This window comes from Staphylococcus coagulans (assembly GCF_002901995.1).
GTDB lineage: Bacteria > Bacillota > Bacilli > Staphylococcales > Staphylococcaceae > Staphylococcus > Staphylococcus coagulans.
Genome location: NZ_PPQN01000007.1, coordinates 1 through 22,715, shown reverse-complemented (window position 1 = coordinate 22,715; position 22,715 = coordinate 1). Strand labels below are relative to the sequence as shown.

Annotated in this window: 18 protein-coding genes and 2 pseudogenes; 3 read left to right on the top strand and 17 right to left on the bottom strand. The window is 37.2% G+C overall.

Features of this window, described 5'->3' with window-relative positions; all coding sequences use genetic code 11:
• Positions 1 to 148: 148 nt before the first annotated feature.
• Positions 149 to 364, top strand: coding sequence for a YozE family protein (locus CD118_RS01620; protein ID WP_016426070.1), 216 nt, complete (start codon positions 149 to 151; stop codon positions 362 to 364).
• A 229-nt stretch (positions 365 to 593) separates the two neighbouring features.
• On the opposite strand, the gene CD118_RS01615 is transcribed toward CD118_RS01620, so the two are convergent.
• The 3 genes from CD118_RS01615 to CD118_RS01605 form a co-directional block, all read right to left on the bottom strand.
• A complete protein-coding gene (locus CD118_RS01615) occupies positions 594 to 944 on the bottom strand; it encodes a DUF2200 family protein (protein WP_060829379.1) in 351 nt (116 codons plus the stop codon).
• A 28-nt stretch (positions 945 to 972) separates the two neighbouring features.
• The gene (locus CD118_RS01610; RefSeq protein ID WP_060829378.1) at positions 973 to 1,608 is read right to left on the bottom strand and encodes a class I SAM-dependent methyltransferase; all 636 of its coding nucleotides are present in this window, start codon (positions 1,606 to 1,608) and stop codon (positions 973 to 975) included.
• A 285-nt stretch (positions 1,609 to 1,893) separates the two neighbouring features.
• Complete coding sequence (locus CD118_RS01605) at positions 1,894 to 4,755, bottom strand: YhgE/Pip domain-containing protein (protein WP_103356143.1); 2,862 nt, start codon at positions 4,753 to 4,755, stop codon at positions 1,894 to 1,896.
• Positions 4,756 to 5,059: 304 nt separating this feature from the next.
• Between CD118_RS01605 and CD118_RS01600 the strand changes: the two genes are divergently transcribed.
• Positions 5,060 to 7,093, top strand: a complete 2,034-nt coding sequence (locus tag CD118_RS01600) for an amidase domain-containing protein (RefSeq protein ID WP_103356142.1) — start codon at positions 5,060 to 5,062, stop codon at positions 7,091 to 7,093.
• 94 nt (positions 7,094 to 7,187) lie between these two features.
• On the opposite strand, the gene CD118_RS01595 is transcribed toward CD118_RS01600, so the two are convergent.
• The 7 genes and pseudogenes from CD118_RS01595 to CD118_RS01570 all read right to left on the bottom strand — a co-directional run bounded on the left by CD118_RS01595 (position 7,188) and on the right by CD118_RS01570 (position 15,671).
• Positions 7,188 to 9,191, bottom strand: a complete 2,004-nt coding sequence (locus tag CD118_RS01595) for a cell wall anchor protein (RefSeq protein WP_103356141.1) — start codon at positions 9,189 to 9,191, stop codon at positions 7,188 to 7,190.
• Between the two features lie 268 nt (positions 9,192 to 9,459).
• A pseudogene (locus tag CD118_RS12355) lies at positions 9,460 to 9,885 on the bottom strand (PTS sugar transporter subunit IIA); the annotation flags it as partial.
• 137 nt (positions 9,886 to 10,022) lie between these two features.
• Positions 10,023 to 11,436 (bottom strand): annotated as a pseudogene (locus CD118_RS01590) (PTS fructose transporter subunit IIC); the annotation flags it as partial.
• Positions 11,437 to 11,747: 311 nt separating this feature from the next.
• Complete coding sequence (locus tag CD118_RS01585) at positions 11,748 to 12,467, bottom strand: MerR family transcriptional regulator (RefSeq protein ID WP_103356139.1); 720 nt, start codon at positions 12,465 to 12,467, stop codon at positions 11,748 to 11,750.
• 17 nt (positions 12,468 to 12,484) lie between these two features.
• Positions 12,485 to 13,462: an alpha/beta fold hydrolase gene (locus CD118_RS01580; RefSeq protein ID WP_050329891.1), complete on the bottom strand. Its 978-nt coding sequence runs from the start codon at positions 13,460 to 13,462 to the stop codon at positions 12,485 to 12,487.
• 152 nt (positions 13,463 to 13,614) lie between these two features.
• Positions 13,615 to 13,935 (bottom strand): antibiotic biosynthesis monooxygenase, encoded by a 321-nt coding sequence (locus tag CD118_RS01575; RefSeq protein WP_060830494.1) that lies wholly within the window; start codon positions 13,933 to 13,935, stop codon positions 13,615 to 13,617.
• Positions 13,936 to 14,282: 347 nt separating this feature from the next.
• Positions 14,283 to 15,671: an NAD-dependent succinate-semialdehyde dehydrogenase gene (locus CD118_RS01570; protein WP_103356138.1), complete on the bottom strand. Its 1,389-nt coding sequence runs from the start codon at positions 15,669 to 15,671 to the stop codon at positions 14,283 to 14,285.
• Positions 15,672 to 15,823: 152 nt separating this feature from the next.
• Here CD118_RS01570 and CD118_RS01565 point away from each other — a divergent pair, with 152 nt between their 5' ends.
• Positions 15,824 to 16,174 (top strand): zinc ribbon domain-containing protein YjdM, encoded by a 351-nt coding sequence (locus CD118_RS01565; RefSeq protein WP_050329889.1) that lies wholly within the window; start codon positions 15,824 to 15,826, stop codon positions 16,172 to 16,174.
• 68 nt (positions 16,175 to 16,242) lie between these two features.
• On the opposite strand, the gene dhaM is transcribed toward CD118_RS01565, so the two are convergent.
• The 7 genes from dhaM to CD118_RS01530 form a co-directional block, all read right to left on the bottom strand.
• Positions 16,243 to 16,602 (bottom strand): dihydroxyacetone kinase phosphoryl donor subunit DhaM, encoded by a 360-nt coding sequence (dhaM, locus tag CD118_RS01560; RefSeq protein ID WP_050329888.1) that lies wholly within the window; start codon positions 16,600 to 16,602, stop codon positions 16,243 to 16,245.
• Entirely contained in the window at positions 16,599 to 17,180 is a 582-nt protein-coding gene (gene dhaL / locus CD118_RS01555; protein WP_050332062.1) for a dihydroxyacetone kinase subunit DhaL, read from the bottom strand. The genes dhaM and dhaL overlap by 4 nt, the downstream gene beginning before the upstream one ends.
• A 12-nt stretch (positions 17,181 to 17,192) precedes the next feature.
• A complete protein-coding gene (dhaK, locus tag CD118_RS01550; RefSeq protein WP_060829371.1) occupies positions 17,193 to 18,161 on the bottom strand; it encodes a dihydroxyacetone kinase subunit DhaK in 969 nt (322 codons plus the stop codon).
• Between the two features lie 179 nt (positions 18,162 to 18,340).
• Positions 18,341 to 19,042 carry an antiholin-like protein LrgB gene (gene lrgB / locus CD118_RS01545; protein ID WP_016426054.1) on the bottom strand — a complete coding sequence of 234 codons (702 nt, stop codon included), beginning with the start codon at positions 19,040 to 19,042 and terminating at the stop codon, positions 18,341 to 18,343.
• Entirely contained in the window at positions 19,035 to 19,475 is a 441-nt protein-coding gene (gene lrgA / locus CD118_RS01540) for an antiholin-like murein hydrolase modulator LrgA (RefSeq protein ID WP_371317747.1), read from the bottom strand. Before lrgA ends, lrgB begins: the two co-directional genes overlap by 8 nt.
• A gap of 429 nt (positions 19,476 to 19,904) precedes the next feature.
• Complete coding sequence (locus CD118_RS01535; protein ID WP_060829370.1) at positions 19,905 to 20,639, bottom strand: response regulator transcription factor LytR; 735 nt, start codon at positions 20,637 to 20,639, stop codon at positions 19,905 to 19,907.
• Between the two features lie 3 nt (positions 20,640 to 20,642).
• Positions 20,643 to 22,394: a sensor histidine kinase gene (locus CD118_RS01530; RefSeq protein ID WP_060829369.1), complete on the bottom strand. Its 1,752-nt coding sequence runs from the start codon at positions 22,392 to 22,394 to the stop codon at positions 20,643 to 20,645.
• Positions 22,395 to 22,715: the final 321 nt, after the last annotated feature.

Below are 22,715 nucleotides of genomic sequence, written 5' to 3'. Positions count from 1 at the left end.
ATTAGCTCGATGAATTGCTCGCACGCATCTTGTTTTCATAGCAAGCCTCGTTAAACCATATAATTTGTACGGGACAAAAATTTTTCAACTTTGAACTTGTACTTTATGTTATAATACTTTTTAGCTCGTAAATGAGGTGATTAAATACTTGAGCTTTTATGAATATATGCAGATTTACATTGGTGATGATACCCCATTAGGTGATTTGGCGAGACATATGCATGCAGATGCTAGATTTCCTAAGGAGCTTCATACGTCCGATGAAATATTAGCATGCTTTCGTGAAGCTTCATGTCTCGGTCAATTGAATTTAGCTGTAATTAAACGAGCGATTGCAATTTATTTGCAATTTGGACAAAGCTAAATGAAGACCTCACATTCACTTTATATGGAATGTATCACCTCTAACAACGCCTCTTGCGCTCAAGTCAAGAGGCGCCTTTTTTATTTATCAACTTTTCTCTAAGCATCGGACACCAATAAAAAGCATCTGACCTTCAATGTAAATCCATACACCTTAGCCAGACGCTATCTTAAGAATCTCTGGAACATCATCCGTAACCTTTTGTCTTATTATTCTTTGGCAATTAGATTTAATCTTCTCGAAAAATTTGCTTCATTGAACGCCCACGTGACCGCTCATCAATCATTTTGTCTAAATAACGAATTTCTTTCATGAGTGATGGCTCCATTTCTTCAATTCGTTCACCACAAAATATCCCTTTTATTTTTTTACGCTGTGGATTCAGATGCGGCGCTTGCTTAAAAAACATCTCAAATGTCGTTCCATTTTTTAAATTTGACTCAAGCATATCTTGAGAATAACCTGTGAGCCAACAAATGATTTCATTAACATCTTGATACGTACTACCTACTTTATTCACTTTACGCACATAATAGGGATAAACTTCATTTACTTCCACATGATAAATATGGTATGTCATCGCATACACGCCACCTTTTGTTTTCACATTAATGCCCAAATTTCATATGAATCAACCAAGCAAAACGATTTTGTTGTTCAAGTTCTGAAGTGCCATTTGCCGATTCTACAATCTTTTCAAGTTCATCTTTAAATGGATAGTATTCAGTTTGTAAGTCCTCGACTAAATTGACATACATTTTATCTGTGTAAAATTGAATGATTTGATTTTTATTCATTTCCGATTCAAATAACGTATCAATAAAAACGATATGTCCATTTGGTTTTAAAAATTGTTTCATATAATTAAGCGCTTCTTGTTTACCTTGATGATCTAAATGATGAAAGGCAAAACTCGACACGATCGTATCGAATTTTTTCTCTACTGGAATTTTTAAAAAGTGACCTTCTATGACATGGATGCCTTCTTTTTGGTTTGCAATGGCTCTCATATCTTCTGACGGGTCAATTGCCGTCACGTCTAGCCCTTGCCTAATTAAATGTTGCGTTAAATTCCCTGTTCCTGCACCAATTTCTAATACCTCTCCTGTTGACAATTGTGCAATTTTGTCCAACATCTTAGGATAACCTTCAAAGACATCTTTATATTCATTTTCTTTGCTCGTATTAAATACCGTATCATCATATCTTTCTGCCCATTTCTCAAACACGTCCATGAATTCCATAGCAATCTCCTTTTTATTTCTTAGTAATTCGATATGTATTATATACTAAAAAGTTCTCTCTGCCAATCACTTCAATTTATCGTCACAATCTTTGACACCTTTTGATGAAAAATTAGTTTCGTAAGCGTTGGATGACCCAAGGGTTCACCATATGATTCAACTAGGTATTTACAAACGAAAAAGGTGTAAACCATTGGGCACAATGCAATTTTTGCGCTATGGTTTACACCTTTTATTTGATTCACTTTTGATTTTTAAACTCAGTCGAAAAGTACATTCAAAACATTATTCCAATATGTTACTCTTATCAGCTTTGTCTGCAAGTCCTTGTGCTAAAGGATCTAAATAAGGTTTACAGATTAGACCTACAAGGAAGAAGCCGATACCAAAGAGTGTGAGCATTGTTAATTTAAAAACTAAAATTTGAGGTACAGGCCCCCCTACCGCTTCTCTCAATGCATCAATACTATAAGAGAATGGTAAGTACGGGTGGATTGTTTGGAAAAACTGTGGTGTGACCTCAATTGGGAATGTCCCACCACCACCAGCAATTTGTAATACTAATAATACGATAGCGAGCGCTTTACCCGGATTACCTAATACAGAAACCAATGTATAAACAATAACCGAGAAAATGATGGCTGAATATAAACAAATAGTAATAAAGAGCCATACCGACTCAACCGATGCTTTCAGAATGACAATGTCCCCTATTGAAACAATAAGTGCTTGAATCATATTCATAACAACAAATAGTCCCATTTTACCTAAATAAGTCTCACGTATTGTTAAATACGGCTTCAATTCAGGGTGCTTATTATGTGTTGTAAGCAAGCTGACAAGTAACAGTGCACCTACCCAGATAGAGAGTGCCGTATAGAATGGCGTACTTGCTGAACCGTAATCTTTAACTGGGAACACATTTTCTTTTTGTAAATCGATTGGATTTGAAATGACGCCCGCTTGTTTTTTGAGGTCATTACGTAATAAATCAATCAACTCTTCAATCGTATTGTCTCTATCTAATTGTTTAAATATTTTATTCGCTTTTTTCAAGTCTTTTTCAACGCTTGGAAAATCATTTTTAGCAAAGTCCGCAAGATTACTCAGCGCTTCCTTCGCTTTCGGTTGGTTAGCGTCTAGAATTTGACGTAAACGATCATATTTTGCAAATGCTGTCGGTAAATTTTCATTAACCGTTTGTGTCGTTTCAGAAATTTTGTTTTCAAGAGCAGGTAAATCATTTTTTACAAAATCAGACGCATTGTGAACTTTTTTCTTAAACTCTGGGAAGTAAGCTTGCGCTGCTGACATTGCACGAATGTACTCTGCTTCAACAGCAGGCAACGTATCACTCAAGCGTTTCAAACGTTCATTGGCATCTGATAATATCGTTTGGCCACTACGTATAATCGCTTGAACCTTTTGAAGTTTTTCTTGTGCAACATCCAAAGTCACTGCACCTTTGTCTAGTGCTTTACCTAATGCGTGTGATACGTCCAATAACTTATTCGCAACATCGTTTTTTAACATATTTTGCGCTGCTTTAATTTGTTTTTGAATATGATCTACACGTTTGATGATATCCATCGCTTCTGCCTTACCAGAATTACCTGCTGCAATGGCATCGTTTAATTTGTTCAAGCGTTTCGTTGCTTCTTTAATATCATCTTGCGCTGTTTTCAATTGTGCTTGGGCTTCACTCAAATTAACGCCTTCTGTACGTTCAACGTCTGATAAAAAGTCACGATAATCTCTAATTGTTTTATTCGCATGGTTCATACGCGCAATAAGATGAGACAACGGCTCTTTAAATTGTGAAGCATCGTTTGAGCTGATAATGCCATAGCCCATATTTTTAGCAGCATCCAAATCATCTTGAGTCGCTTTTAATTGCGAAGCTGTTGCTGAATTGACATCTTGCAATGAATTTGAATAGGCAGACTCTAAAGATGCTACATCTTCATTCGATATCACTTGTCCATCTGGTAATGGTTGACCACTCGCGTCATTAGCCGTACTTACTTGGCTTGTCTGATAATGAGATTGGTGCGTACTTTGTGGCGCTGTTTGAACATTTACTTGCTGACCTTGTTGATTTTGTGCACGAGAAACGTCATTCGCTAACTGGTCATTCGCTTGACTTGCGTTGTTAACAACTTCTCCATAAGCTCGAATACGTTGCTCGATGGAAGGTAACAACTGTTGTGCTGAGTTGAGGTCTTTCAAAGCTTTATCTGTGCCACCAATCGCTATGTCCACCCCTTTGTTAATTGTTGGAAAACGATTTGGCACTTTGCTTGCAGCTTGTAAAATACGTTCGATTTCAGGAAGTGAATTCTCTAAGGCAACCACTAATTTTGCACGCTCATTGATTGCAGGAATACTTGCATTCAACTGGTTGAGTCGCTCAGTTGCATTGACCGCATCGTCTTTATAGCGATCTAACTCTCTGAATTTATCTGCGTATTGATCGAGCTGATCTTGATGTTCATTTAAGTAAATCAAACCTTCACGGAAGCGCTCGATTTTAGGTAATGCGTTATTCGCAGCATAAATACCATCACGAACTTTTTTATACGCTGGAAGCTCATCTTCAAGTTTAATCCCTAAACGATCTGCCTCTTTAAGCAATACTTTCGTTACAGTTTCATTAAATTTCTGATTGGCCTTTTTCACAATCTCACTCGAACCCGCGTCAGTCATTTTAGGCGCAATCGCGTTGAGCTTTTGGTTCACTTTATATTCCACTTTTGCTTGTTGTGGGTCTTTACGTAACGTACCAGTAATTTGGTGTGTAAATCCTTCTGGAATATAGAGTGCTGCGTAATACTTACCCATACGTAAATCATGATCTGCTTTTTCACGACTTACAAATTGCCAATCAAAATGAGTATCTTTTTTCAAAGTATCCTCAAGTCGATTACCAACATTCAATTTTTTATGACGTACCGTATCACCCTTGTCTTCATTTACAACAGCAACTTTAATGTGGTTTGTATTTGAATAAGGATCCCATGTTGCTTCCAGGTTAAACCAAGCATAAAAGGATGGTAAAATCGCTAATCCTAAGATAATGATGATTGCACCAGGGGTCTTGGCAATCTTCTTAATGTCCATCAGAAATAATTTGATGGCGTTCTTCATTTCCTCACCTCAATATCTACTCAAACACTTTATAAATCATGATGATTCATGTAATATAAGTATGTGCAATATTTATTTATTTGTCGTTTCAAATTAAAGTTAACATATGTCAACAAGTTGCAAAGACACACCATAGTATAACAAGTTCATCCTTGGTTTGTATAGCATTTATCATGTCTTTCATATATCACTTTTTATACAAACTAAGTCGTTTCGTAACCAAAAATATGATTCACATTTCTAGGATATGAGTCTCCCTTTTTGATTGCAAGACAAAAACTATATAGAGAAAAGGAGTAACGCTTTGAAAAGTAAATTTATTTTCACAGGTTTATTGACCACAGCCCTTATCTTTCCCCCTGTCACATCAAACTTGGCACATGCTGCCTCACCTAAAGCGACAGAAACTGTAAAAGATAAAATTTCAGATGTAGATGATGAACAAGAAACATCACAAGATCGCAATCATGATGACAATTCAAAAGAGCGTTCTTCTGAAAAATCAGATGACTCAAAACAAGATAAAAAGACAAAAGAAAAGCGTTCCAACCATAGTGCGCATACTTTTGAATATCCATCTCAATCAAGTTTTTCTTCGATTGGGAATTGGCCAACCTATAAGAAAAGTAATGATTGGTTTAGTGACTTATTCCACCATTCTTTCAATAATCAAAGTGACGATGCACAAAGCAGTCACTTCACAAACGAACCGCATTCAAGTGACGCTCCATCTTCATCAGATGTATCGCTTGCTGAGAACACTTCAAGTGATGAACAAAGTGCCGCTCAACCTGAAGAGCGTGACTTTTTCGATGCGCTTAACGATATTTTAAAAGGCACTCATCACACTACAAACAATCAACAGCCATCTTCTGACTCAGAAGCATCTCGTGATGACCATGACACATCCGCTTCTGTAGACGATTCAGCTGCAAAAGATGATAACAATGACAGCTCACAGTCTGATGATCAAAACAGTGAACAACCGCAGACGAATGATTCACAATCATCTTCAGAAACAGACCATTCAAGTGCACATGACACAACTTCAAATAAAGAAGACAATCAAACAGATGCGCAACAATCAAATTCAGAAGACAAACAAGATCAAGAACAAAGTAGTGCTTCAACATCAAAAAGTAAGAATGATGATATGATTGATTCACTTTTAGATGAATACAGTGATAATGCAACAAAAACACATCAAAATTATCAGAAACAGAAACATAAAAATTCAAACGGTCATGATGAGCAGATCCCTGAACTAGATGCATTGAAACATTCACGTGAACAAGCACCTGCGCAAACGTTTAAAGATTTGCCTCAAAATAGTCATTTACGTCAAACAACGTTATTTGAACAAATGCCAAGTCGTAATGATGCTTCATCTTCATCCGATGCATTTCGCGTTGTACCAACAGAATCTACGCGTAAATTTATCAATGATATTGCCAAAGATGCACATGATATCGGTCAAAAAGAAGATATTTACGCATCGATTATGATTGCGCAAGCGATTTTGGAATCTGATTCGGGCCGAAGTACATTATCACGTGAACCGAATTTCAACCTTTTCGGTATGAAAGGAAGCTATAAAGGAGAGTCTGTAGGTTTTAACACATTAGAGTCTGACGGACACTCAATGTATCAAATTCATGCGGATTTCAGAAAATATCCAGATCGTAAAGCTTCTTTAAACGATTATGCAGATTTAATTAAAAATGGTATTGATGGAAATCCTTCCATTTACAAAGGAACATGGAAAAGTGAAAGCTCCAGCTATCGTACAGCTGTTTCAGAGCTTGTCGGTACATATGCAACGGATCCACAGTATGACGAAAAATTAAAATCATTGATTAAAACTTATGATTTAACACGCTTCGACCATAAAAAAATGGGTTCATTGTTAGACGAAGATACAATGAAACAAAATAGTGAAGACGTAAGTAGCGACTTTAAGCCATTCAGAGCGACAAGTGCTTCACCATATCCTCAAGGTCAATGTACATGGTATGTATACCTTCGAATGGCACAATTTGATAAGGATATCGCAGGAGATATGGGTAATGCGAGTGACTGGACTTACTCAGCATTAACGAAAGGCTTCTCTGTTTCAAGTGAACCTGAAGCACATACTGCTGTTGTCTTCAAACCTGGTCAATTAGGCGCGGACCGTTACTACGGTCACGTTGCTTTTGTTGAAAAGGTAAATAAAGATGGTTCTATCGTTGTCTCTGAATCTAACGTCAAAGGACTAGGTGTCATTTCTTATCGTACAATCGATAAAGAAGATGCTGACACTCTAGACTATATTAAAGGTGGCACTTCAAACGAATAACCTTTATTCATTACAACTTGATTTACAAAAAAGAACAGCAACACAAACTGATTTGACAGTGCGTGTTGCTGTTCTTTTTTTATCTTCGGTTATTTTATTGTTTACGTTTTTTCAAATACTTAATTAATAAACCGATACCTAAAATGACGACAACAATACCAATTGGCAATGCTGCATTTTTAGTGATTTGACCTGAGTCTGGTAATTTAAAATTACCATTTTCATCGAATAAGTTATCTAAGAAGTTGTCACCCGTTGCGAGTTTATTTACTTTTTGGTACGGATCAATGGTTGGTTTTGGTGCAAAATCATGTTGGAATAATCCACCTAATCCACCTGAAGGTCTTTGATTCAGTAATTTTCTTAATTTATCATTTGTACTTTCAGAAGGTAACAATAAACGATGACGTTGATTTGTTAAATCTAAGGTTGGCAAATGGCGTAACGGTGATAAAATGTCATTAATATTAGTACGGAAATCATTTCTAACATCTTTGATTTGTTTTTGTAGTGTGAGTAGACGATTCGCTTGTGCATCCAACTCACCATGAATTAGTTTTAGTAAATCTTTTGTATTATGAATATCCTTTGAAATACGTTGCGCAATTAATGACGCATTATCAGGATTTAAACGACCATCTAAAATGGCTTCAATCGCATCTTTTTTATTATGCGCTTGTTTTAATAGCGCATTTAAAATATCATCGCTCGTCGCTTTGCCATTTTCTTTATAATATTTTTTGAGTCTATTCAAAATTTCTTGATTTGAAGGTTGTCCTTCCATAATTTTTTGAGCTAAATGTTTCGATTTTTGTTCATCAAAACGTGTATTTAATAAAGTAGTCACCAAATCTTTAGTGTGCGTTGTGTTATCTAACATACCTAACAACAGCGTATCACTATGTGTTTGTTTCAAATCATCAATCGCACGTTGCAATTGGTCGGCAATTTGTTGATTGTTTTGACCATGTGTATGAATTTGCTTTGCGATTGCTTCTGCTTGTTTATCATTATATAAGTCACTTAATATCGATTTAACCGCAACTTGTTTATCATTGGCTGCTTTTAAACGAGACAATATCTCATCATTTTGTTGGTTCAATTGTGATGCAACAGTCTTCGCACTTTCATGCAACTTTTGTTGTTGCTTAGGTGAGAGGTCTGAGCGGCTACCAATTTTATTTTGAAGCTCATCTAAATGTTGGCGTTTTTGCGTTAAGTAATCTTCAGATTGATCATCAACCGATTTTGAAGCCATATCATCAATTTGTGATACGACACTGTCTCGATCGTTAAGCAAATCTTTTAACGCCTCATCGCGTTGATTTAACTTTTGGTGCAATGTGTCTCTATCTGCTGTCAAATCACGATCCATTTGACGAAGTTGGTCTTTTGTATCACTCAAATGTTTGCGCTTTTCTTCAGCAATATCATTGAATGTATCGGGTTGAGCGTCAGAAGTGGTATCATTTTTTGGTATTTCATCACTCTGTTTTTGACGGTTATCACTTTGCGATTGACCTTGTGTACCATCATTATTTTGTGCTGGTTCAGACTTTGGTTGTTCTGTTTCTTTTTTCGATAAATCATTGATTGTATCTATCAAATTCGACAAATCATCATCATCCGAAGCACTCGCACGCGATGGTTGAGGGGCATCTGTTCTATTTTTGATTTGAGGTGTCTCCTGTTGATGTCTGTCAACTTCTTTTTTTAGCTGTTCGATTCTTTGATCAATACTGTCTAGTTGAGGTCTAACGTCATCCTTCTTCTCTGCATCTTTCGCTTTTTTATTTGCTGCTTCAGCTTCTTCGATGACTTTGTTAATACTTTGTTGAGAATCATCATTTGCGCGTAGAAGTTCTAAGAAATCATTTTTATAATCTGTATTCAATGAATCCATTTTATTAATTTGATGTTCTGCATCGTCAAGTAATCGTTGAATATCATCGTCTGACTGAGTTGATGCATGTGCATAAGAAGGGGAGGTTGCACTGATTGGATAATAGAATAATGATCCTACTAAACAAAGCGCGGTACCAGTTTTTAATAAATGATGGCGCACATTGACATGTCGCGTTGATTTTGACTGAGTCATGTCATCCTTCCTTTCTTTTTCATGTTACTATTATAGACCCTCCGTTGAAAATTTTAAATATTTATTATCTGAAAATGTATAATACAAAATGTAATTGTGAAGATCTCGTTCAAAAAGGATGAAAAACCTTTAATATTCTATTCATTATCACAGAAATAAATTAGAATTGCTCACTACTTATATTGATAATAAAAAGCAACTCATGGCTATCTTATTTGTACCATCAGTTGCTTTTAAACCATTTTTTCAATATGGTTTTAACAAGCGCTTAAATTAACCTTTGTATATCACTATATAATGCTTTAGTATCTGAAGCATTCAACAATTGCATTCGTTTGTCATCTTGCATTAATGCTTTTGATAATTGTTGGAGTACTTTCAAGTGTGTATCATGACTATGCAGTGGCACCGCAATTAAAAAGATTAATTGTGGCCATGTACCATCTATGCTCTCCCATTCTACACCTATATCATTTTTTAACACGGCGACGACAGGCTGACGAATCGCATCTGTTTTTGCATGAGGCATCGCAATGTTCATTCCGAGCGCAGTCGTTGCCTCTGCTTCTCTCGCTAAAATAGCTTCTTTGAGTACGACTTCATCATTAACATAGCCAGCCTTTTGCAACGCATCAACCAATATATCAATCGCATGATCTCGTGACATTGACTGATTGATGTTTAAAATCACATTCGCATCAAACAGTTCGTCGACTTGAGCATTCTCATCTTTAGCCTCTACGGATGACACCGCTACATGCGTATCATCGCGCATTTCCTTTGTGCGTTCGTTTGGCATTTGATCTACTTGTTCGTTACTACTACGACGTGCAACAGGTTTTTTTCTTAAAATTAACACGACTGCCATCGTCACGAAACTTCCGACTATGACTGCAATCGCAAACATAAGGATGTGATCAATGCCACCTAAAACAGCAACAATGGGTCCACCATGGGCAACACGATCCCCTACATCACCCAGCGCCGCAATCACTGAAGCAATCATTGCTCCTACCATGTTTGCAGGTATGACACGTAATGGATCTTGAGCAGCAAATGGGATGGCTCCTTCTGTAATACCAAACAAGCCCATCGTAAAAGAGGCTTTACCCATTTCAATTTCATTTTGATTGAATTTACTCTTTTTGATAAATGTTGCGAGTCCGAGTCCAATCGGCGGTGTACAAACTGCAACAGCAACCATTCCCATTACACTATAGTTACCTTCAGCAATTAAAGCAGAACCAAATAAAAATGCCACTTTATTCACTGGCCCTCCCATGTCAAAAGCAATCATTGCACCAATAATCATCGCTAAAATCACGATATTTGCGCCTTGCATGCCTTTTAACCAAACTGTCAATGCGCTGAACACACTAGCAATAGGTGCACCAATCACAAATATAAAGATCACGCCAACAAGAATAGAAGCAATGATTGGAATCACAATAATAGGCATAATCGGCGCCATAGCTTTAGGAACTTTTATATTTTTAATCCACTTAGCGATATAGCCCGCTAAAAATCCTGCGACAATTCCTCCTAAAAAGCCTGCCCCTGCATCACTGCCATAAAAACTTCCATCCGCCGCTATTGCGCCTCCAATCATGCCTGGTACAAGTCCTGGCTTATCAGCAATACTCATCGCGATATACCCAGCTAAAATAGGAACCATAAAACTAAAAGACAGTGCCCCTATTTTTTCAAAAGGCTTCCAAAACGAGTCATCCGGAATTACTAAACCCTGTGTTGCGGTCTTTTCGCCTCCTAATGATAAGGCAATGGCAATCAACAATCCCCCTACTACAATAAATGGGACCATGAAAGAAACACCATTCATAAGGTGCTGATAGACTGCTTGAACACCCTGATGCTTAGTAGACGAATTATTCTCTGTATCATCTTCAGAAGGTACATTGATTTTATCACCTTGATAGATAGGCACATGTCCATCAATAACGCGTTGTATCAGAGCTTCTGGTTGATGAATCCCTGCACGGACGCTTTCTCTAATTAAAGGTTTTCCAACAAAACGTGATAAGTCAACTTGTCGATCTGATGCAATAATAATACCGTCTGCTTTTTCAATCTCTTCTGCTGTTAATTCGTTTTCGACCCCAATACCGCCTTGTGTCTCCACTTTAATGTTGGCACCTAGCTTTTTTGCAGCTTGTTCTAACTTTTCTTGTGCCATATATGTATGTGCAATACCATTGGGACAAGATGTGATTGCAAGTATATTCACGCCTAACACTTCCTCTTTCTAAAATTCAAATACACCTCCATATTATCCCCTTGCTGATTGTATTTCAATGAATATTTTAAGCGCTTACAACATTGTCTAACTGATAGTTTCTTATATAAAAAAGAGACTTCTGAACCGATAAAGAACATATCATAAGAAAAGTGGTAGTAAATGACAGATTTGATGCATTGCTTTAAATCAAGCTTTCATCAAAAACAATCTTCCCTACCACCGTGATCTCTTCAAATTTTTGTTCAATTTAACAATGCTCATTTAAAAATCGCATTCTGTTCCATGTTGGATTTGCATGCTTAACTTTCATCATAAACTTCAGTACAGTATCCATTAAAATGACAATGGGGACATTCGAATTTCCGTGTTGTTGACGTATGGCTTGCAAACGCCCAAGTCCATAAGTCAGGTTTGAACGTTGTCTGACAGTTAGGGCATTGATATTTCACCTTGCCATAATAATCGACTGTCATACGGTACGCAACAATAGCACTATACGTCAATGCTATAGCGGTTGGCCACGCGGTTTGTTTTTTCAAACTAAGACTGATTCCAATGACATTGGCCAATGATGCTGTAGTACCCAGCACCATCGTTTTTTGTGTTAACTGAGATAAATAAGGTTGATTTTTCATTATTTCCTCAATGTCCGATAGTGTATGCACAGGTGCTGTTGATGACGTAGCAATCATTTTTTGAATTGTTTTCATCTGCTTTAATTGAAGTTGCTGTTGCTGAATCATTTCTTCTGATGCACTTATTTTTTGTTCTAAAATTGAACGAACCGTCTTAAGTGTGCCCTCTGCATGAATCAATTTTCGGATTTCAGCCAAGCTTAAACCTAAAGACTTCATCATTAAAATCAGGTTCAATTGTTCCGCTTCACGATCAGTATAAATACGATATTGATTATCTTTAACAAAGGCTGGCTTTAATAACTTTTGTCGATCATAATATTGTAACGTTCGCTTTGAAATATTGAACTTTTCAGCAAGCTCACCTGTCGAATAATAAGACATTGATCTCACCTCCTTATTTACGTTGTACACGATGACCTTACGTCATGGTCAACAATCTTATGCATAATTGCGAGCATTTTTTTGGGTTCATCTATAAAAGGCGCATGTGCCGTGTCTTGAAAGGCATAGAAATGCTTATCTTTTGAAGCCACACGATCAAAAAAGGCTTTACTATCTTCATACGTCGTTTGCAAATCATGGACACCTTGCAAAACGTAAAAAGGCACTGTTATTTCCTGGGCAATATCATTTAAATCGACATTGGCCATCTCATTCGTTAAGTGCTCAAATGTTGAGAGACTCCCTCTCACAATATTAATCCGCTCTATTAATTTATAGTAAGGTGTGGACATCATCACTTTAAACATACGCCATAACGAATAGCCATGACTTGAAAATCCAACTTTATAACGCTCTGTGTAACGTTGGCGTACGCGACCATAGTAGCGATCTGTATTAAACTGACGCGTGAGGTGTACACGGTTTAAGCGTTTAACCGCATTTTGATTGTTTTCTTCATGAGCTAAAAAGCGTAAATGATCAAGTATAAGCTGTTCATTATGAAAAACATTTCCTAGTTGCCCCATACCAATATAAGCTGCAATCACTTCTGGATAACGGTGCGCCACATGGGTACCGATAATGGTTCCAAACGAGTGACACATTAAAAACACTTTATCTTGATGAAAATGTAAACGTAAAAATTGGATGAGTTGATATAAATCATCAATGAGGTCGCACATCCCTACTATTTGACGTGTATACGACATCCCCGTCCCTCTCTGATCCCAATAAACGACCGTATACTGATCCGTCAAATCAATATGGTGTGCGCGAAAAAATGGATAAAGTGGAAAACCTGGTCCCCCATGCACGACTAATAAAATTGGATTTTGTTCATCCTTTGTTTCAATAATAACGCCTTGGCGATGTCCATTTAGAGAAAGATATAATTTCTTCACTTTGCGGCCATCTGCTTCTATATATGTTTTCATCTCTACACCTCAAATCTTTCATATCAATTATAAATCATTTCTTATCCTTTAGAGTAAGCGAACACCTTAAAACCATAAAAAAGGCTTTGGACGTGATACGCGCGTCCAAAACCGTGAAAGGATTTGTATTCAATTTGTCGATACACCATGCATTATTTTTTGTAATGATGGTCGATCGTATACGTAGAGACTTTGTTTTTAATGATTGGACTTTCTGTGTCCTCTCGATGACTTCTCACGTTTTTATGTGAGGCTTTAAAAACATCTGAAGAAAGCCAATTTTTAAATGCTTGCTCTGATTGCCAAATGGTTAAAATTTTTACTTCATCAAATTCTTCTAAATCATTCGTTTGTGTCACATACATTTCTATAAAGCCATCCATCGTTTCAATGCCTTGACGTTGATGAAAACGTTGCATCGTTTCCTGTGCTGTTCCTTTTGTTAATGTTAATTTATTTTCTGCCATAAACATCATACTTCCAACTCCTTATTCCTGATACGCATGGGCAAAAACACTTTAGTTTTAATTACCTGTCCAAGACGCTTCAAACATCATCTATCGCGCTCAAACTTTGATTATCTTCCGACACCTCTATTATATTTGATAACGATTCTCAATATCAACTATAATTCGGATTTCACGTCTTCATTTCATATTAAAATGGATTTGAAGTTGTGATTAACATCACATCATAGAGCATACCCATTCTAGTGAACACCCTGTGTAACAAATGAAAAGGAGAGCGGATTGCGAATCATCTCACAGTCCCTCTCCCATTTTTATATCATTTTTTACATTGATCTATTTTTTTACGCATTTTAAGACGGATCGTCTACTTTGATAGATAAATACTTAGTTTCTAAATAGGGTTCGATGCCTTCAATGCCACCTTCACGACCGTAGCCACTTTCTTTCATGCCACCAAAGGGTGCATGTGCTGCAGAAGGTCCACCATCATTCCATCCAATCACGCCGTAATCTAAATGATTATAAATATATAAACCTGTACGATAATCATTCGTGAAGAAATAAGCAGCGAGTCCAAATTCTGTATCATTAGCCATTCGAATGGCTTCGTCTAAATCCTCATAACGCATAACTGGCGCCACTGGACCAAACGTTTCTTCATGCATACATTTCATCTCTTGATTGGCTTGTGTGACAACGACCGGATTAATGAAATTACCGCCTAATTTCACTTCATCCCAGCTTCTAGAAAGTTGTCCGCCATGTTGTTCTGCATCTTGTAAGTGATCAATCACTTTCTCAACTGCCTTTTCATTAATAAGCGGTCCAACTTTAACATCTTCTGCCATGCCATCTCCCACTTTAAGCGCATGGACTTGTTCAATTAACTGTCGCTCATATTCATCAGCGATCGCGTGGTGAACATAAATACGATTTGCACAAATACAAGTTTGACCTGCATTTCTAAATTTAGTCGCAATTGTTTGCGCAACCGCTTGGTCAATGTCAGCATCTTTATGTACAATGAGCGGAGCAAGGCCCCCGAGTTCCATTGTGACATTTTTAACTGTACTGGCAGATTGTTCAATTAATTTTTTACCTACTGGTGTTGACCCTGTAAATGTAACCTTTTGGACACCGGGATGTGTCGTAAAGATTTCGCCTGCTGTTTTACCGCTTGCTAAGACATATGATATTGCGTCTTCAGGTATGCCCGCTTCATGGGCTAGTTCAACCAATCGAATCGTCGTCATAGGGGTTTCTGTGGCAGGTTTACATACAATAGTACAGCCTGCTGCAAGAGCAGGTGCCATTTTTCTAGTAATCATCGCCGCTGGAAAGTTCCATGGTGTAATTGCTGCAACAACGCCTACTGGAAACTTATCAATGATGATTTTTTTATCTGGCGTATTCGCAGGTACTGTTCTACCATATGTTCTTTTAGCTTCTTCAGCATACCAATCGACATAGGAGACTGCGTAATCTACTTCCCCGAGTGCTTCTACGTAAGGTTTGCCCCCTTCTAATGTAATTAATCGCGCTAAGGCTTCACGATTGTCTTTAATTAAAGCTGACCAAGACCATAACAAACGTGAACGTTCATGGGCATCAACATCACGCCACGATAAAAATGCTTGATGTGCACGCTCAATTTTAGAATGAATGGTTTGCTCGTCAGTATAAGGATAAGTTGCAATGACTTCACCTGTAGAAGGATTTTTGACTTCTAAATTTGACATTTTACCATCTCGCTTCCTCTCAATGAATAGATTTTAAATGTGCTCAATTTTTTTGTTATTCTTATCGTAACACTATCTTCAATTTGTTACATACTTTTCATCCTGAATATGCTAGATTATAAGTATATCCTGAGGAAAGTAGTGATTAGAAAATGACAACCGCAATTCCAAACTGTCCACAATGTGATTCAGAATATACTTATGAAGATGGTGCTGCTTATGTTTGTCCGATGTGTGCGTTTGAATGGACAAAAAATGCAGTTGAAGAAGCGGCTGCCGCAGAAATCATTCGTGATGCAAATGGCAACGAACTAAAAGACGGTGACACGGTTTCAGTTATCCGTGATTTAAAAATTAAAGGCACATCAGGTGTCATCAAACAAGGTACAAAAGTTAAAAATATTAAACTCGTCGACCCAGAAGATGGTCACGATATTGACTGTAAAATCCCCGGTTTTGGTCAAATAGGCTTAAAATCAGAAGTTGTAAAGAAAATTAACTAACATACAAAATAAAGGATGAAACAATAAACCTTTTAGGTTATCGTTGTTTCATCCTTTTTTATTTCAAGTTAAAATGTATCTCTGACAGAAGCGATGGCCTCGTCCATAGATTGTCCAGTTGATAATGACACACTTGCGATAAAACTGCCTTCTACAATAGGCGCATCGACTTTCTCAATTCGGTAATGCCCTGCATACATTTCAATAGCCATATCTAAATTCATTTCTGAAGACCCAATGTCAAAGAAACAAATCGCATCTTCTTCTAAATCATTCAATACTTCTGAGATCGTTTCAAACGAAGTCCCTATTTCACCATCATTACCACCCACGGCAATGACACTCACACCTTGTGCCATTTGTTCTAGTAAATCTTTTGTGCCTTCTGCAATTTTTTCACTGTGACTAATGAGTACGATACTTGTCATTTGTTCTCATCTCCTATTAATGCATTTAAAATATATACGCTACTTTGCGCACCTGGATCTACATAGCCTAAACTCTCTTTTTTAAAGTAAGATGCACGCCCTTTAGTGGCTTCTATATCACGAGTCGCGTCTGCTAATGCTTGTAATTTTTCTAAATCTACACGCTCACCATTTTCCACCGCTTCTCGCGCGCGTGAGATGACATCATACATCGTTTTTTCATCTCGCGTTACTTTGCCACGTTGTGCAACTGCATCTTCAAATGCCTTTAATATTGCGATTAGATTATCATGGTCAATTTCATCTTTAGCAACTTGTGACATTTTAACAAAACTAAAACCATATAAAGGACCTGAAGCGCCACCGACTTTAGACATTAATGTCATCCCTGTTGATTTGAGTAATGTTGCAATAGACTGATCATCAAGCTGTGCAGGTAGCGCCTCAAAACCACGTCTCATATTGACGCCATGGTCTCCATCGCCAATAGCACGATCGAGATCAGTTAAATGGGCTTCTTCTCTTTCAAAGATATCTTTTAAATTTAATAAACGTTCCTTTAAAATTGTCACATCCATTGTTACATCCTCCTATGAATTAAAATTTCGACTTGTTGTAGGCGCATTAAGTGCTGCTAAAACATGGTCATCATATGGCGCAAATGTGAGTGAAAAACCTTGCATATCTAATGAAGTCATATAGTCCCCAACGAACCACCCTTTGACAACTTTACCTTCTTTTTCTAATTGCTGCGCTACGTATTTTGTGACGATATTGAGTTCAGAAAGCGGTGTACCGCCCATGCCATTAATCATGACAATCAATGCATCACTGTCGACTTCTTGTTCTAGTTTTGTGGTTAAGCGTTGAACAATCTGAGCAATCGGTTCTATTTGAGTTCTTTCTAATCCTCGTTCACCGTGAATACCGATTCCAATTTCCATCTCATCTTCACCAATATCAAAACCATATTTACCTGTTGTCGGTACTGCAGGGGGTATGATGGCCATACCAATAGAGCGAACGCCTTCAAGAAACTGTTCAATTTTTGTTTTGAGCGCTTTAAGATGTGTGCCTTGATCAGCTAAATAGCCCGCATATTTATGTACCCATACGGTGCCGGCAACGCCCCTTCTTTTAGCCACATCATCAATGGCAATGTCATCTCTAACAACGACCATTTCGACGTTAATGCCTTCCATCGCTGCCATATCTTGAGCCATCTCAAAGTTCATGACATCTCCTGCATAATTTTTAACAATTAACAAAACGCCGTCTCCATTATCTACTGCTTTGATTGCCTCTAATACTTTATCCGGAGTTGGAGATGTAAAAACTTCACCGCATACTGCTGCATCTAACATGCCCTCTGCAACATAGCCAGCATGTGCAGGTTCGTGACCACTTCCACCCCCTGATACTAACGCAACGCCAGATGTTTTTTTGTGTTTCCGAACGACAACCGTTTCTGCTATGACATCAATATTAGGATTCGTATACTTCAAGCCATCTAACATGTCGTTTAAAAACTGTGTCTTTTCTTGAATTAACTTTTTCATGTTGTCACCTGCTCTCATCTTTTCTTCTATTATAACTTTCTACAATGAAAACGTTCACGTCAAATGATTATTCAACAGCAATTTGTGCAAAAAAAGAGTAGCACCGTCATCTAAGCCACCTCTTAGATAATGACACTACCCTTTTAAACATCCCTACGACTTTATTTTACAATTGTATATTAGAAGAATATTGCTGTTAAAACTGGGACTACCGCAACGACAATAACCCCTACGAGTACAATCGCGATGCTCGCCATTGACTCTTCAACTTCGCCAAGTTCTTTTGCTGCAGCAACACCTAAAGTGTGACCACTTGTACCTAATGCTAAACCACGTGCAATTTTATTATCGATGTGGAACCATTTTAATAATTTGTTTCCTAAAGCATAGATAATAACTGCATTCAGTATAACAGCTAAAGATGTAAGTTCTTTAATACCATGAATTCCTTCAGAAACAGGTAATGCAATTGCAGTCGTTGCTGCTTGCGGAAGCATTGATGCAATGATGTCATTACCAAACTGTAATGCTTTGGCAACAAAGAAAATACCTACTAATGCGACTACCGTACCAATTCCTATACCACCTATAATACGGTGCCAATGTTTTAAGAGCACATCACGCTTTTTATATAAAGGTATCGCGAATGAAATTGTTGCAGGTGCAAGGAAGAAATTAATCACATCGCCACCTATTTTATATTTTTCATATGGAATGCCTGTAAAGTGTAGGAATGCCACACCTACAACCATTGCAACAAATAATGGTGCAAATAAGAAGAAACCATTAGTTTTTTTAAATAAATATGTTGCAATTAAGAATGGAATAACGGATAACAAGATACCAAAATATGGGGTATTAATACCTAAATGATCAACCATGTGAATGTGCTCCTTTCATTTCTGATTGTGCTTTTTCTGGCTTTTGTGCGTTATTTTTAGTCGTTACACGCATAATAATTTGTGATGCAAAACCTGTACATACAAGCAACAACACTGTAGAGATAATAATGAGACCAATAATCAAAATTGGGCTTGCACTAATAATCCCTAATGAATTAACAACTGAAATCCCCGCTGGTACGAATAAAAATCCGATATTATTCGTTAATGCTGTCCCTACTTTTTCGACTTGTCCCAATTTCACAACGCCTGTACATAATAAGATAAACAATAAAACGAGTCCTATTACTGATGCTGGCATTGGAATCGGCATAAACGATTCAATGATACTTGAAACAAATAACACTAACGAAATCACTAAAACTTGATGCAAAAAGCTATACGTTTTTTCAACTTTTTGTTCCATCTTCACGGCCTCCTGTGTGCTTCTGATTGACTTCATTATAGTATGAAAAGAAAGGTTCACCGCATTTTCACGCTGAAATGCAAAAATAAGGGGGTGAAATGCATTATGTGCATTTTTTCACACATTGCATATTTTTCTCAATTAAATATAAATAAACTTTTAAATGCCAGCGCGGCGCGATCCTATCTTCATTTTCAATCTACGAAAACATTTAAATCATTATACTAGCAAGTGCTACCTACGCTTCAGAAGCCGTTATATCAAGTGCTCGTACCACGAAACCCTACTTGTCGAAATGGTAGAACGAAATCAAATCAATCTCTGCTTTGTCACCATTTGCTACGTGAGACAAACACAAAAAAAGACACTCAAAATTCATAATTCCATCAAAATTTTGAGTGTCTTTTTCATTTTCTCAACTAGTTAATCCATAGCCTACGATGTAAGACCCATTACTTGCTTAAAACTTTTCATATAGGAACGACTCACTTGCATTTTTACATCATTTGTCAAAGTGACCATATAGGTTGAATTAAACCAATGTTCTATAGCTTGAATGTGCTGTCGATTAATAATATTTGCCCGATGAATTCTAATAAACTGCGGTGTGTTTAACTTTTTTTCGTATGCGCTTAAAGGCTCTGTTGTTTCAAACGTACCTTGTGTCGTATGAATCGTAGTAAGTCCTTTATTAACTGAAATGCCGATTACATCAGAAAGATTTAGCATATGGATGCGGTCATCAATCTCAATGGGTAAAAGTGTTTCAACATTCGTAACAGGAGGCATGTCCTGTGCCGCTTTGTTTTTTTTAAGTTGCGCTTGTACTTTTTGAACGGCTTGCTCGACACGGCTTTGTTCGAATGGCTTCATAATATAATCTGTCGCATTTAATTCAAAGGCTTGAACAGCAAATTGGTCATGTGCCGTGGCAAATACAATCGCAGGTGGGGACTTCATTTTTTGAATTTTACGTCCTAGCTCAATGCCATTTTCATCCATTAAGTTAATATCTAAAAAAACAAGGTCGTAGTCGTCTACTAACAATGCCTCAATCGTTTCACTCACATTCTCTGCTTCATTCAATACATCGAAGCCACCGATACGATTTAATAAATAGATTAACTCATTACGCGCAAGGGGTTCATCATCAACTATTAACGCCCTCATGCTTTATCCCTCCTTTTGTTGATAAGGCAGCGTACACCATACCGTCGTTCCTGCGTGACTTGTATCAAAATGTAAAACTGCATCATTACTGAATAAACCTTTTAATCTTAAATTTAAATTTTCTAAGGCACTGCCTGTGCCCGATTCTGATTCAACGGCAGTCTGACCTAGTAAAGATAATTTTTCTTTCGGAATGCCCTGCCCATTATCACAAACCGATATCACTAATTGTTGTTGATTTTCAACCCGTGCGACAACTCGAATACGATTGTCTGTCTTTCGTTTTGGAAATGCATGTTTTACCGCATTCTCAACTAAAATTTGAATTAAAAATGGAGGGACAAGAGCTTGTGTCACATCCTCTGGAACATCAAAAGTCACATCAAATCTGCCTGGGAAACGTGCTTGCTCTAATGATAGATAAGCAGACACTTGGCTTAATTCTTTTTCTAAAGTAATCGTATTTTGGCGAGAGCCTTGTAAATTTGAACGGAAGAAATGACTTAGTTCTAATAATAGCTCCCTAGCCTTTTCACTATCAATTCGAACAAGTGCGGAAATCGTGTTCATCGCATTAAAAAAGAAATGCGGATTGACTTGTGCTTGTAATGATTTAATCTCTGCATCTTTCAATAATTTACTCTGCATCTCAGCCTCACCCAATTCGATTTGACTACTAAATATTTCAGCTAACCCTTCCGCCAATTGACGTTCTACGAAAGTAAGATTGTTCGGATTCGTAAAATACATTTTTAAAGTTCCCGTCACTTTCCCATGCATTTTCAAAGGAATCACAATGGCAGCGTGTAATGGACAATGCGGGTGTGTACATCCGATTTCACCTTTTGTATGAACTTCTTTGAGTTGTCCTGTTTGTAAAACTTCTTTCGATAAATCAGTTATAATTTCTTTTTTCGGAATATGATGATCACTTCCGGCGCCCACATGTGCTAAAATATCATGTCGATTTGTAATCGCTACAGCAGAAACTTTCATCAACTCTTTAATAATCATTGCCACATGCTTGGCAGAATCTTCATTCAGCCCTTCCTTGAAGTAAGGCAACGTCTGATTCGTTAATTGCAACACATCATGCGTTTGTACAGCTCTCATTTGCTCTTCTTGCTTTAATGTGGAACTAATAATAGACATAAAAATAGCTGTCCCTGCACTATTAACAATTATCATTGGTAATGCAATTAGTGAAATCAAATCAATCGCATAGTGTTTATCTTGTGCAAACGAAAAAATACAAATCATTTGGACAATCTCCATCGTCGCCCCGATTAGCGCACTTTTTCCTATTGAAGGATATTGATTTTTTTGACGTGCTTGCTGACCAAAATAACCCGAAATCAAACCGATAAATAGTGAGGAAATTAAATAAGTATAAGCTTCAGCACCTCCCATATATAATCGGAAAAGCCCTGAAAAAATCCCTACGAACACCCCAACAAATGGACCTCCTACTAATCCAGCAACCCCAATTGTTAAAACACGTGTATTGGCTAACGATACATCATCATCTAAATGAAAATAAATACTTCCAGATAGGATGTCACCATTGCGAATGACAATCCCTGTAAAGTTAGACATCAGTGCAAAAAGGCTAAATATCAAGCAAAGTTGCCATTTTGAGGGCCACATTTGTCGTTGCTGCATCGTGTTTTTAAAGTAACTGGAATTCATTAAAATATAGGCAAGGATAATAATGAGACCCACACGTTCCAATAGTAATATCGTCAAATTAAACACTGAATATTTCTCCTTTTTCAACTGATTATTAATTTATTATATTTTAACACAATAAATAGAAATGACATGTGCAATTGGATAAAATTCAAAGAAGCGTCCTATTTTACAACAACGATTAGTCGTAAATCCCCACTATTGTATTGCCCTATAAACCGCAGTGCGTCATTTTTGTTTCATTTTCCAGTTGATAAACAAACTGATACAATCACTTCGTCGTGTATAAACAATCAAAACCACCCGTGTGAACGGGTGGTTTGTTCTTCGGCTGAAAGCCTCTGTTACTGACCAGCCCTTATAAGGGCACTGAGAAAATCAACCAAC

Excerpts from the sequence above, each read along its gene's own strand:
- CD118_RS01615 (WP_060829379.1), bottom strand. The coding sequence starts at position 944 with ATGACATACCATATTTATCATGTGGAAGTAAATGAAGTTTATCCCTAT.
- CD118_RS01610 (WP_060829378.1), bottom strand. The coding sequence starts at position 1,608 with ATGGAATTCATGGACGTGTTTGAGAAATGGGCAGAAAGATATGATGAT.
- CD118_RS01605 (WP_103356143.1), bottom strand. The coding sequence starts at position 4,755 with ATGAAGAACGCCATCAAATTATTTCTGATGGACATTAAGAAGATTGCC.
- CD118_RS01595 (WP_103356141.1), bottom strand. The coding sequence starts at position 9,191 with ATGACTCAGTCAAAATCAACGCGACATGTCAATGTGCGCCATCATTTA.
- CD118_RS01585 (WP_103356139.1), bottom strand. The coding sequence starts at position 12,467 with ATGTCTTATTATTCGACAGGTGAGCTTGCTGAAAAGTTCAATATTTCA.
- CD118_RS01580 (WP_050329891.1), bottom strand. The coding sequence starts at position 13,462 with ATGAAAACATATATAGAAGCAGATGGCCGCAAAGTGAAGAAATTATAT.
- CD118_RS01575 (WP_060830494.1), bottom strand. The coding sequence starts at position 13,935 with ATGTTTATGGCAGAAAATAAATTAACATTAACAAAAGGAACAGCACAG.
- CD118_RS01570 (WP_103356138.1), bottom strand. The coding sequence starts at position 15,671 with ATGTCAAATTTAGAAGTCAAAAATCCTTCTACAGGTGAAGTCATTGCA.
- CD118_RS01565 (WP_050329889.1), top strand. The coding sequence starts at position 15,824 with ATGACAACCGCAATTCCAAACTGTCCACAATGTGATTCAGAATATACT.
- dhaM (WP_050329888.1), bottom strand. The coding sequence starts at position 16,602 with ATGACAAGTATCGTACTCATTAGTCACAGTGAAAAAATTGCAGAAGGC.
- dhaL (WP_050332062.1), bottom strand. The coding sequence starts at position 17,180 with ATGGATGTGACAATTTTAAAGGAACGTTTATTAAATTTAAAAGATATC.
- dhaK (WP_060829371.1), bottom strand. The coding sequence starts at position 18,161 with ATGAAAAAGTTAATTCAAGAAAAGACACAGTTTTTAAACGACATGTTA.
- lrgB (WP_016426054.1), bottom strand. The coding sequence starts at position 19,042 with ATGGTTGATCATTTAGGTATTAATACCCCATATTTTGGTATCTTGTTA.
- CD118_RS01535 (WP_060829370.1), bottom strand. The coding sequence starts at position 20,639 with ATGAGGGCGTTAATAGTTGATGATGAACCCCTTGCGCGTAATGAGTTA.